Origin of the sequence: Nocardia sp. NPDC051463 (genome assembly GCF_040681975.1) — a bacterium.
Taxonomy (GTDB): Bacteria; Actinomycetota; Actinomycetes; order Mycobacteriales; family Mycobacteriaceae; genus Nocardia.
In genome coordinates this window covers 1,011,672-1,023,455 of record NZ_JBFBAB010000001.1, presented here as the reverse complement: position 1 = coordinate 1,023,455, position 11,784 = coordinate 1,011,672, and the positions used below count along the sequence as shown (strand labels likewise).

Annotated in this window: 10 protein-coding genes; 8 read left to right on the top strand and 2 right to left on the bottom strand. The window is 67.1% G+C overall.

Annotated elements, in window-relative coordinates; translation table 11 throughout:
- Positions 1–3: 3 nt before the first annotated feature.
- The 6 genes from AB0M74_RS04625 (at position 4) to AB0M74_RS04600 (ending at position 7,465) form a co-directional block, all read left to right on the top strand.
- A complete protein-coding gene (locus AB0M74_RS04625; RefSeq protein WP_364901594.1) occupies positions 4–2,388 on the top strand; it encodes a hypothetical protein in 2,385 nt (794 codons plus the stop codon).
- A 61-nt stretch (positions 2,389–2,449) separates the two neighbouring features.
- Complete coding sequence (locus AB0M74_RS04620; RefSeq protein ID WP_364901592.1) at positions 2,450–2,758, top strand: transposase; 309 nt, start codon at positions 2,450–2,452, stop codon at positions 2,756–2,758.
- Positions 2,759–2,783: 25 nt separating this feature from the next.
- Entirely contained in the window at positions 2,784–4,535 is a 1,752-nt protein-coding gene (locus tag AB0M74_RS04615) for a peptidoglycan DD-metalloendopeptidase family protein (protein ID WP_364901590.1), read from the top strand.
- 101 nt (positions 4,536–4,636) lie between these two features.
- A complete protein-coding gene (locus tag AB0M74_RS04610; protein ID WP_364901588.1) occupies positions 4,637–5,203 on the top strand; it encodes a hypothetical protein in 567 nt (188 codons plus the stop codon).
- A 43-nt stretch (positions 5,204–5,246) separates the two neighbouring features.
- Positions 5,247–7,073: a TraM recognition domain-containing protein gene (locus AB0M74_RS04605; RefSeq protein WP_364901586.1), complete on the top strand. Its 1,827-nt coding sequence runs from the start codon at positions 5,247–5,249 to the stop codon at positions 7,071–7,073.
- The gene (locus AB0M74_RS04600; protein ID WP_364901584.1) at positions 7,070–7,465 is read left to right on the top strand and encodes a DUF4913 domain-containing protein; all 396 of its coding nucleotides are present in this window, start codon (positions 7,070–7,072) and stop codon (positions 7,463–7,465) included. The genes AB0M74_RS04605 and AB0M74_RS04600 overlap by 4 nt, the downstream gene beginning before the upstream one ends.
- 70 nt (positions 7,466–7,535) lie before the next feature.
- Here the strand turns inward: AB0M74_RS04600 and AB0M74_RS04595 are convergent, their stop codons facing one another.
- Both AB0M74_RS04595 and AB0M74_RS04590 read right to left on the bottom strand, forming a co-directional pair.
- On the bottom strand, positions 7,536–8,090 hold the full coding sequence (locus AB0M74_RS04595; protein WP_364901582.1) for a hypothetical protein: 555 nt from the start codon (positions 8,088–8,090) through the stop codon (positions 7,536–7,538).
- A 397-nt stretch (positions 8,091–8,487) separates the two neighbouring features.
- Positions 8,488–9,375: a peptidylprolyl isomerase gene (locus AB0M74_RS04590; RefSeq protein WP_364901580.1), complete on the bottom strand. Its 888-nt coding sequence runs from the start codon at positions 9,373–9,375 to the stop codon at positions 8,488–8,490.
- A gap of 357 nt (positions 9,376–9,732) precedes the next feature.
- Between AB0M74_RS04590 and hisS the strand changes: the two genes are divergently transcribed.
- Both hisS and AB0M74_RS04580 read left to right on the top strand, forming a co-directional pair.
- A complete protein-coding gene (hisS, locus tag AB0M74_RS04585) occupies positions 9,733–11,010 on the top strand; it encodes a histidine--tRNA ligase (RefSeq protein WP_364901578.1) in 1,278 nt (425 codons plus the stop codon).
- Between the two features lie 42 nt (positions 11,011–11,052).
- On the top strand, positions 11,053–11,709 hold the full coding sequence (locus tag AB0M74_RS04580; RefSeq protein ID WP_364901576.1) for a hypothetical protein: 657 nt from the start codon (positions 11,053–11,055) through the stop codon (positions 11,707–11,709).
- The last annotated feature ends 75 nt before the right edge of the window (positions 11,710–11,784 follow it).

Here is an 11,784-nt window from a genome sequence, read left to right as displayed (position 1 = left end):
TTCATGGCACGTGATTACGAGCCACCCGTACGGGAACGGGACGGGACGCCGGCTCGTCGTGGCACGCGACCGCCGGACGCAGAGCACGACTGGGCGCCCCGGCCCGCGGTCGATGCGCCCCAGCAGCGTCCTGCCGGGGACACTGCGCGGGGGCGCGGTGCGGACAGCGCGCGGTCGCGTGGCGTCGATAGTGCCGCACCACGTGGCGGCGAACGCGACGGCCTGGAGGAAATACCCGACCCTGCGCGTCGCCCCGCACGGGACGCGGCGCGGGTGACCGGCGACGATCGGTCGGGCCTCGAGGAAAGCACTGATCGGGAACGGCGTTCGGCGCGGGAGGCGGCGGAGCGGCGCGCCCGAGCCGGTCGCGCCGACGGGACCCGTCCCGAGCGAGCACACACCGACCGCGCGCGTGCCGATCGGCCGCAGGCCGAGAACGGCCGTGGCGAGCGCACTTTCGCGGATCGTGCGGAGAGCAGGCCGCCGCGTCCGCGTGAGGGCGAACGTCCGGTGCGTGGCAATCGGTCGGTGCCGCCCCAGCGGACCGGCGCATTGGCCGATCGCGCGGGCGCCAGGGGTGAGCGGATCGGTCGAGGGGTGCCGAGACCGGTCAAGGCCGACCGGGTCGCCGACCGTGCAATGGGCACGCCGCAGATGCAACGGGCGAGGCAGAAGGCGGACCGGCGCAAACAGTCCGGTCCGCAGCTGCTCGACGATGTCACGAGGACCAGGCTGGAGGGGATCAGCCGCGAACAGACGGGCCTGCGCGCGGCGTGGGCGACCTTCCGGTTACGCACCGACGAAATCCGCCGCCGCAACTATGCTGCCCGCGCCGAACAGACCTTCGAGGACGGATTCGACCGCAGCACTGCGCAACTCACCGATCGAGGCTACGCCGGCCCGGGCGGCGGCCGTATGAACGTGGTCGGCCGCCCGGTCGAATACCGGGCTACCACCGCCCAGGTCGCGGGCCTGTGGCCGTGGTCGGTCGGCGCGGGCGCGCCGCTGATCGGCACCCCGCTCGGATCGCACCTGCACACCGGCGCGCCGGTGTGCTTCGACCCGATGAACTGGTTCATGCGCGGCAGCTTCATCACCGCACCGAGCCTTTTCGTCCTGGGGCTCAATGGTTTCGGCAAGTCCTCGCTGGTGCGCCGGATCGTGCTCGGCGGCATCGCGCAGGGCATCACCCCGCTCATCCTCGCCGATGTGAAACCGGACTACCGCAAGATGGTGGAACTGGTCGGCGGCCAGGTGATCGACCTCGGCTACGGGCACGGCAAACTCAATCCGCTCGCCGCGGGCGTGCTCGGTTCGGTGGTGCCGCGGCTGGACGCGCTGCCAGCGTTGCAGACCCAGGTCCTGCAGGATCTGCGGGCCAGACAGGTGACGCTGGTCGCAGGGCTGGTCGAGTTGGTGCGCGGCGCGCGGGTGCGCGACTACGAGGAGACACTGATCTCCACCGCGCTGCGCGTGCTCTACCGGCCCGGCAGCGGCTACACCCCCGACCAGCCGCCCATCATGGAGAACCTGCTCGAGGTGATCGTCGCCGGCGGTGAGGAATTGATGCTCGACGCGGGCGCCGACAATCCCGACGAGTACCAGGTCTCGATCAAAGGCCTGCGCCGCTCCCTGCGTGCGCTCACCCAGGGTCCCTTCGGCGCGATCTTCAACGGCCAGACCACGGTGCCGATCGACACCGGCGCGGTCGCGGTCTGCATCGACGTCTCGCATATCCCCACCGGCGACAAGAAGCTCAAGGCCGCCGTGATGCTGGCCTGCTGGGCCGACGGATTCGCCTCGGTGGAGGCCGCGCACGTGCTCGCCGACGCCGAACTCGGCTCGCAGCGCTACTTCCAGGTGGTGATGGACGAGCTGTGGCAGGTGCTCGGCCTCGGCGACTTCATGATCGATCGGGTCGATGAGCTCACCCGCCTGCAGCGCGGCATCGGCACCGCGCTGATCATGATCAGCCACACCATCAAGGACCTGCAAGCACTCGGATCGGAAGCGGCGATTGCCAAGGCCCTCGGTTTCCTGGAGCGGGCGCGCGCCAAGATTTTCGGCGCGCTGCCCGGCGAAGAGATCAAACGCCTCGACAGCACCATTCCGTTCACATCCGCCGAGGAGGAGATGGTGACGGGATGGTCCGCGCCGCAAGCGCTGACGGGCGAGGCGCTCAAGCCCGGCCAGCAGCGGCCGTCACCACCGGGCACCGGCAAGTTCCTCCTGAAAATCGGTGAGGATCGTCGGCCCGGCATCCCATTCCATATGGAGTTCACCCTCTCGGAGAAGGAAAGTGGAATCCACGACACCAACCAGCGGTTCAGTGAGTTCACCGAATCCACCACGCGTGGCTCGAATTCGCCGAGCGGGAGTGTCGCATGAGAGTTGGTGCGACGGCCGCGAGAGCGTGCAGGCGTGTGGGTGCGAGCGGGAGGTGGGCCGCATGATGCCGCATCGTTCCTATCGGAGAGTGTCGCCGGAGGTGCGCAATGCCGCGGTGGAGCAGGTCATGGCGTTGACCGGCAAGCTGCGCAGCGAATCGGAGGCATGCAGGGTGGTCGCCGAACAGATCGGTGTGCACACGAATTCGGTGCGCAATTGGGTGCGCGCCGCCGAAGGACCGAGCTTGGAACGGCTGGACGCGACCGCGCTGCGTCGTAAAGTGGCACTGCTGCAACAGCAATTGGCCGCGGCGGCCGAAATGAATCGCACTCTCGCCGACACCCTCAACGAATCCCGGCGCCAACGGTGAGCTGCCCCTGTGAGCGGGTCATCCGGTGGCCTACGCAGGTAGTGCCGAATCCGCCTCGACGGGTGGCGAAGCCGGCTGTGCGAGTGTCGCGGTGACCGGCCGCTCCATGCTCTGGATTGCTCTCGGCGCGGTACTGGCGCTGATGACCCTCGTCGTAGTGATCGTGATGCCTGCCGTGGACGAGGACTGTGCGGGGTACTCGGTGCTCGGGCCGTCGCAGACCGCGCTGCCGGCACTGGATGGCTTCGCGCCGGGTGATCCCCGCGCCGCAGCGTCGATCGGCACCTCCACGGCGACGAATCCTTCCGTGATGCAGACGAACCCGACCGCCACCGGGACGCCGTCGCTCGCGGCTGGTAGCGGGCCGATCCGTCGCACGTTGCCACTGGCGGTGGGCACCTTCACCGTGTCCGATGTGTTCGGTGCGCGCGGCGGTGCCCATCTCGGAGTCGACCTGGCCGCCACCGACGGCACCACAATCTACTCGGTGTCCGAAGGCCGCGTGGTGGCGGCTGGTCCCGCGTCGGGTTTCGGCAACTGGATCGTCGTCGACTCGGTCGATACCAACGGCCGCTCGTATTCGGCGGTATACGGCCACATGTGGGACAGCGGTGTGCACGTGCGGGTCGGTGACACGGTGACCGCGGGCCAGCCGATCGCTCAGGTGGGCTCGGCGGGTGAGTCCAGTGGTCCGCATCTGCATTTCGAGATCGTGCCCGGCGGCCGCTTCACTGGGGGGCGTCAGATCGACCCGCTGCCATGGCTCGACGGCGCACCGACACCCGATGTCGGTGGTGCGCGGGCATTTTCGAACGATCCACGGTGCAGTCGTGGCTTCGGCACGGCCGGTGGCGCGCTGGCCGCAGGCAAGGTGCCCCCGGAGCTCGAAATCTGGTATCGCCGTGCAGGTTCGCTGTGCCCGCAGATCACCCCGTCGCTATTGGCCGCCCAGGGCAGGCAGGAGTCCGGATTCCAGCGCGGCGCGAACTCGCCGGCCGGTGCGCAGGGCCTGGCGCAGTTCTTGCCGGGCACCGCGGCCAGTACGAACCCCGACGACGGCCGCCCGTATGTCGTCGACGCTGATGGTAACGGCGTTGCCAGCGTGTGGGACGACGGCGATGCGATCATCGGCCAGGGCCGCTATATGTGCGCTATCGCGCACAAGATCATGGCCTGGCAGGCCGAGGGGCGTGTGCACGGCGACGTCACCGCGTTGACCCTCGCTGCCTACAACGCCGGCGAGGGTGCGGTGCTCGCCTCCGGCGGCATGCCGAATCAAGTGGCAGCGCATTACTCGGAGACTCGGCCCTATGTCGCGAACATCCTCGCGATGGAGCCGCAGTACCGGGCGCCGGGTTCGCTCGGTCGCTTCACACCGAAGGACGGCTCCAGTGGTGAGAATATCGTCGAGGCCGCGAACGAATGGCTCGGTCAGCCGTATGTCTGGGGCGGTGGGGGTCCGCAGGGACCGAGCGGTGGTGGTCTGGACGGTCCGGGCTTGACCGCGGCGGCGGTGTTCGCGGCCTCCTCCGGGACCGTGACATTGCCGCGGACCGCCGAACAGCAGTGGGAGGCGGGTGTCGAGGTGCCGATGGGCAAACTGGCGCCAGGTGATCTGGTGTTCAGCGCCTTCGGCCCACGGGGTCCCGCGCAGGTCGGAATCTATTCCGGCAATGGACGAATGATCCAGTCGGTGCCAGGTGCGCAGGCGCGTTCGCGCGGCGGCGTGACCGAGGTCGCGGTGCCCGGCGACGCGCGGGCCAGGAGGGTACTGTGAGCGGCAGGACCAGCAGGGGGAGTGAACACGCTGAGGTGCCGGTGGCTGTCGTAGCGCCCACGTGTCGTTCACGGCGGTTAGCCTTGAATGACCGATTAGTCTTGAACGACAAAGCGAAAGCCCGCGCAATACTGGTGGTGATGCTGGTGATGAGCGTCGCGATGCTCGGCGCGGCCTGCGGTCGTGAGGACGGTGGCGAGATGGATTCCGGTGCGTCACACGCGCCCACGTCCACAACGAGATTGCTGGAGGACGCGCCTGCACCCGACCCGGTGACGCCGGATGGTGTCGCGGTGGCCGCGCTGAAGGAGATCTATACCTGGCAGCCTGACACCGAGGATCAGGGCGCCTCGTTGACTCGAGCCAGGAAGTGGCTGGGCCCCAGCATGATTCGCATGCTGGACAGCGCACCGACCGGGCTGGAAACGCCGAAGGCGACCCTGCAGTGGGCGCAGTGGGCCACGGCGAAGGCGCGCGTGGAGGCCTTCACCTTCGCGTCCGGGGACAAGCCGCCGGTAGGCGCGGACCCGAATATCCAACAATTCAAGATCGGCATCGAGCAGACGGTCGTCTACCCGAACGGGCGCAAGGAAAAGCTGCCGCCCGCCACGGTCATCGCCACTGTCGTCCGCACATCGGACGGCTGGCGGCTCGACGCGTACCGCTGATCCCAGCGCAGACCACACCGTACGGTCCCGACAGGAGGCAGACATGGCGAAGAAGAAGAAGGTGCAGGATCCGGCTATTGCCGGACCCGATGTCACCCTGTACATGATCTACGCCGGTTTCGCGATCCTCGGGACCCTGTGGATCGCACTGCATCTCGGCAATGCCATGGCGGTCACCCGCCAGGACATCCCGATCAATCCGATCGCCATCGTCGCCGACCTCGCGCGTGGCAAACTGCACTGGCCGCGGGCATCCACGGTGCTCGTGCTGCTGGTGATCGCGCTCTTACTGGTTTACCTCTACGTGCGCAAGCAGCTGAAAAAGCACCAGGGCAAAGGACGCCTGGCCATCGACGACAAGGCCGACGTGATGGGCAATGGCGGCGCCATCGCCTCGCTCACCGAGGCAGGAGTGCGTGCCAAGGCCGAAACGCTCGGTGTGCGTCTCGGTTACAACGACGCACCCGGTGTCCCGATCGGCATCGGTGTCGCCGACGGGGTGATGCTCTACGGTTCCTACGAGGACCTGCACCTGGATATCTGGGGTCCGCGGCAGGGCAAGTCGACATCACGGGTGATCCCGGCGATCCTGACCGCGATCGGTCCGGTTCTCGCGACCTCCAACAAACGGGACGTGGTGGACGCGACCCGGGATGTGCGCAAGGCCAAGGGAAGTCCGACATTCGTCTTCGACCCGCAGGGCGTGGCTGGCGAGGAGCCCACCTGGTATTGGGATCCGTTGGCCTGGGTGGATGCCCACCACGACGGCGCCGAAATGCGGGCCGCGCGACTGGCCGGGCACTTCGCCGATGCCGACAATGGCTCGGACTCCAACAAGTCGGATGTGTTCTTCGACCCGGAGGCCGAAGATCTGCTGGCCGGTCTGTTCCTGGCCGCCGCGCTCGGCGGCCTGCCGATCGTGCAGGTGTGGGACTGGGTGACCAATCCCGGTGACTCGGAGCCCATCGAGCTGCTGCGCAACGCCAGCAAGCACTACACGGCCTCGGGTCTCGCCATGCAATACAACGCCGATCCGCGAACCAAGAGCGGCATTTTCGGTACCGCCAAGAAGATGATCCGGTGTCTGCAGCTGTCGAACGTGCACTCGTGGATCCTGCCCGGCGACAATAGAGAACAGTTCGACGAACTCGCCTTCATCGAGGGCAACGGCACCCTCTACAGCCTGTCGCTGGAGGGTCGCGGCTCCGCGGCGCCACTGGTGAGTGCGCTGACCGAGGCCGTCATCGACGTGGCGATGCGCAAGGCGTCGCGCTCGCCGGGCGGCCGCCTGCCCATTCCGATGCTCGCGGTGCTCGACGAGGCGGCCAACGTGGTGCGCTGGAAGGATCTGCCCAAGCAGTACAGCCACTTCGGGTCGCGCGGCATCGTGGTGATGACCGTGCTGCAGTCCTGGGCCCAGGGCGCGCGCTGCTGGGGAGACGCAGGCATGCTCGCGCTGTGGTCGGCGGCCAACGTCAAGGTGCTCGGCCCCGGTGTGGACGATATGAATTTCCTGCGGGACCGCTCCGAGGCCATCGGCGAATACGATGCCGTGTCGTCGTCGGTCTCCGAATCCAAAGGCGGCAAGAGCTATTCGCGCTCGCTCGGCTCGTCGAAGACATTCACCGCGCACGGGTTGGCGACCCTGCCGCAGGGTCGTGCGATCGTCTTCACCTCCGGCCAACCTGCGGTGCTGGTCCGCACCGTGCCCTGGTGGGAGGGCGAGTACTCTGCCGACGTGAAGAAGTCGATCGAGCACCATCTCCCGGGGCGCAAGACCGAAATCATCGACCTGATCGGCTCGCCTTCGCTGACCAAGTCCGCTCCACCACCTGAATACGGCCAATCCGAGGAGGTCAGGCCGCTGTGACCGAACAGCAGCAACAGCCGATGATCCACACCAGCGTGGTGGAATTCGTCGAGAACTATCTGAGCCTCGTCTACCGCCGCCAGGTGACCGACATCAGTGAAACGGTGTGGTGCCCCGAATGGTGGAAGCATGCCGAGGCGGTGGCGCGGCTGGATGCGCTGTGGCGGGCGTGGGAGCACTACCGGCTGCAGCCGAGCACCGGGCTGAGCGTGTGGTTCCTCGACCACGCCGACCCACATATGACGAAATTATTCGATCCCCGTGGGCCGTTCAAGTACTGCAGCGTCCGCAACGGACACAAGGACATGCTGAGCCCGCTGCCGCTGAAGTCCCCGGACCAAGGGATGTTCGGCAATCCGACCGTCGGCGATTTCCGTGTGAGCGAATCCTGAAGGCGCAGCGGACAAACCGATCTGTGGAATGACGAAACGCCCGCTGGATCAGCGGGCGTTTTCGCATGGCTTACTGCCGGACGCGCTCCAGGCCGCGGGATTCCTGTTCCCGGCCTCTGGCCGCGGTCGCTCGGGCTTCTTCATTGCGGACGCGGACCGCTTCCTCCGGTGGGAGCGCCTGCCCGACCTCGATGAGCATTCGTACTGCCGCCAACTCCGGTGCGACGCCGATCCTTGCGAGATGGGCCGCGATGGCCGTGCGCCGTTCGGCGGAGTCGTACCTGATGAGGGGCTTTGCGGAGGCGGAGGCGGTGGCGGCCATGCGGCTGGCCTCGGCCTGTGCCGCGAATCGGTCCTTCTCCAAGGAGATTCCCTTGGCGGGCACCGGCTTCTCGACCATTCTGGCCAGTTCCAGGTTGCGCGGATCCTTGGCCTTGGCGTCGCGGGCCTCGCGAATCTGAAGTTCTCTAGCTTCCTTGTTGCGAGCTTCGGTGACTTTGACGCGGGCTTCGGCTTCTTTTTGGCCACGTTCGCGGGCCCGCAGCGCGACCAGCGTCGCAAGCTGCAACATAGTCCTTACCATGGCCGCGGTTTCCCGGCCGATGTCGTCCAGTTCCTCGGACATGGCTGCTCCCCGATGCTGCAGTGATCACTATGGATGTTGTGGTGCTTCGTCACGGACACCGCCACGCGAACTGTAGTCCGTCGGACGCTGCCCCGCCTGCAAACGCGGACACCAAGAGTGCTCGTGGCGTGGCATTCCCTGAAGGGGGCCACCCTCTTTCAGGGGTTCGACTACGCTGCGGGAACTCCTTGTTTCGAGATTACCCGAGAAAGCTCGACACAGCCGTACGGCCGTGCCGCTCAACAGCATATATCGCACAATTCCGGCACGTAGCGCAAAGCGCCGGAGGATCTCCTGTTTTAGCCCACCCTTACCGGACGATTAGGGTCGCCTACCCTGACCTGCTCGAGTCTGCCGCCGAAGGCGGTGGACTCGAGCGGACGTCGGTCCGGATGGCTCAGTCGAGGCGCATCGAGGAGATCGTTACGGGAAGCTTCGGCTTGCCGTCGCCGGGGCCGTTCGCGTTGTCCTGACCGCCCTTGGCGATCTTGTCCAGTGTCGCGAGGCCGTCCTGGTCGACCGTGCCGAAAATGGTGTACTGCGGCGGCAGTTCGGAATCGCCGTAGACGATGAAGAACTGGCTGCCGTTGGTGCCGCCGCCATCGGGACCGGGGCCCGCATTGGCCATCGCGAGGACGCCGCGCTTGTAGGCGACCGGCTGCGATTCCGCGGCCGGATCGCCGGGCGCGTACTGATCGGTCGGGTACTCGTTGGCGAATTCGTAACCCGGACCTCCCATTCCGGTGCCGGTCGGGTCACCGCACTGCAACACCTTCAGGCCCTCGCCCGCGGTCATGCGGTGGCAGCTGGTGCCGTCGAAATAGCCTTGACCGGCCAGGCTCGCGAAACTGTTCACGGTGCAGGGCGACTCGGCGTTGTTCAGCGTGAGGCCGATGGGGCCCTGGCTGGTTTCCATACTGACGCTCAGCTTGGCATTGGGGCCGTCGGTCAGGATGCCCTCGGTGCGCGGCTTGTTGACCGGCTTGTCCGCGGGCCGCTGGCCGTCCCGGTAGGTGCAGTTCACCGAGGCGGGCTTCGCCTGCGCGGCAGGTGGCGCCGCGGCCGAGAGCGAGGCGTCCTTGGTCTCGGAGGCGGCGTTATTCTCGCTGTCGTCGCCACGGGTCAGGAAATAGACGCCGGTGACCGCCGCGACGGCGACGACGACGCCGAGCACGGAGCCGGCGATCGCGAGTTGCTTGCGCTTGCGCGCCCGATCGGCCCGGTTGGCGAGCTGGCGTTCCAGCTTGCGTTTGGCCGCTGCTCGCCGCTGTTCGTTGCTCGGCACTACCACGTTCCTCCCGTATCCGTTACTTCCGGAATAGAACACCCGAATCGCGGCGATTCCGCAGCATGCGTGTGTTCATGCGGCCACCATACCGTCAGCATTCCGGCGGCCACGAAGTGCTTTGGCGCGACCGCATGCGACGGGAGTGTCGTGCGCGAGCGTGCGCCGTGGTCGTCCAGCATTCCGTCGTCCGCGCGAAAGGCGGAGCCATCCCATTGGGTGTCGTCCGGCCGCGCCGGGACGGGAGTCCGCCGAGCACATCGAACCGGGTGCGGGCGACCGGAGTTGATCATGCCGCGGGCGCGTGAGGGTAACCGGTTGGACTTGACGGGCGGTAGTGGTGGAAACTGGACAATCGTGACCAAGACCAGCAGCTTCTCCGCCCCGAAGGGGGTACCGGATTACGTGCCACCCGGCTCGGCCGAGTTCGTCGCGGTGCGCGATGGCCTCATTCGCGCCGCCCGCCTCGCCGGGTACGGGCATGTAGAGCTGCCGGTTTTCGAAGACACCGAACTGTTCGCTCGTGGTGTCGGCGAGTCGACCGATGTGGTGAGCAAGGAAATGTTCACCTTCTCCGATCGCAGCGACCGCAGCGTGACGTTGCGACCCGAAGGCACCGCCGGTGTGATGCGCGCGGTGATCGAGCACAGCCTCGATCGCGGCCAATTGCCGGTGAAGCTCGTTTACGCGGGACCGTTCTTCCGGTACGAGCGACCACAGGCGGGCCGCTACCGGCAGCTGCAGCAGGTCGGTGTCGAAGCGATCGGCGTCGATGATCCGGCGCTGGACGCCGAGGTCATCGCGATTGCCGATGCTGGATTCCGCGCGCTCGGTTTGGCGGGCTTCCGGCTCGATATCACCTCGCTCGGCGACGAGACCTGCCGCCCGCAGTACCGGGAGCTGCTTCAAGAGTTCTTGTTGAGGCTCCCCCTCGACGAGGAGACCAAACGGCGGGCGCAGATCAACCCGCTGCGGGTGCTCGACGACAAGCGCCCCGAGGTACGGGAGCTGACCGCGAACGCACCGCTGATGATTGATCACCTGTCGGAATCGGCGAAGACGCACTTCGAGCAGGTGCTGGGTTACCTCGACGCGCTCGGTGTGCCGTACGTGGTGAATCCGCGCATGGTCCGCGGCCTGGACTACTACACGAAGACGACCTTCGAGTTCGTGCACGACGGTCTCGGCGCGCAGTCCGGTATCGGTGGCGGCGGTCGCTACGACGGTCTGATGGCCGAACTCGGTGGTCAACCGCTGTCCGGCATCGGATTCGGTCTCGGAGTCGACCGCACTGTGCTCGCGCTGGCCGCGGAGGGCAAGTCGGTGGGCGATCCGGCGCGCTGTGAGGTCTTCGGGGTGCCGCTGGGCGAGGCCGCCAAACAGCGCCTCGTGGTACTGGCGGCGCAGTTGCGGTCCGTGGGCATCCGAGTGGATCTGGCCTACGGTGGGCGCGGTGTGAAGGGCGCGATGAAGGCGGCCGACAAGTCCGGGGCGAAGTTCACCCTGGTTCTCGGCGACCGCGACCTGGCCGAAGGCACGATCGGCATGAAGGACATGGCGACCGGAGATCAACGTCAGATCCCATTGGACGAGACGGTTACTGCCGTCGCGGCCGCGCTCACCCGCTCCGAGTAGTACGGTGCCCGGGTACACCGCCACCCCTACGATTGTGCTGCCGTGACTGTAGAACCGTCGAATCCTGGGGATTCTCAGCCTGTTTCACCGGTCGGACTCGACCTGGTCGCGCCGGAGACGTATGCACCCATGCTGCGGCGACTCGCACTCGCCGCGGTCGGGGTCGGGGTCGGCGCCACGCTGTTGGCGGCTTTGCTGGTGAGCTGGCCGATCGCGGTGCTGATCGGCTTTGTCGTCGGTGCGCCCACCGTCGGATATGCGATGGCGTTGCGGCGGCGGCGAATGTGGCTGGCCGGGACCACGATTCACGCGCGGCGATTGTTCGGTGCGCGGCACGTCGACCTCGCGGTCGCGACCGGTGTGGAGATTCTCGTCTTTCCGGCCCGGCTCAGCCGGATCGTGCTGCGGGTGACCGCGGGCGCCGATACACAGATCATTCCGCTGGCGATGTACACCGATTCGGGCAGTGGCCGCGAACTACACCTGATCGGCCTCCGCAAACTGGCCGACGCCCTTGCCTCGTGCCCATTGGCTGCGGCCGTCGCGGTTTCGTCGATGCTGGTCCACCAGCTCCGCGCCGAGGCGCGCGACGCGGGGCTCGAGGAGCGGCCGTTGTATCGGGCCGTGCAGCTGGCGCGGGAGAAGGACTACGTGTCGCCGATCGTGCTGACCGACGGCGAGGTCGCGACGTTGTGCTGACCGGTGTCGGCCTCCGCGAAGTCCGGGTGTCGCCTGCCCGACCGCGGTGAGAATTGCCGAGGGTGAACCGGACGT

Coding starts and splice junctions, on each gene's coding strand:
- AB0M74_RS04620 (WP_364901592.1), top strand. CDS start 2,450: ATGATGCCGCATCGTTCCTATCGGAGAGTGTCGCCGGAGGTGCGCAAT.
- AB0M74_RS04625 (WP_364901594.1), top strand. CDS start 4: ATGGCACGTGATTACGAGCCACCCGTACGGGAACGGGACGGGACGCCG.
- AB0M74_RS04605 (WP_364901586.1), top strand. CDS start 5,247: ATGGCGAAGAAGAAGAAGGTGCAGGATCCGGCTATTGCCGGACCCGAT.
- AB0M74_RS04595 (WP_364901582.1), bottom strand. CDS start 8,090: ATGTCCGAGGAACTGGACGACATCGGCCGGGAAACCGCGGCCATGGTA.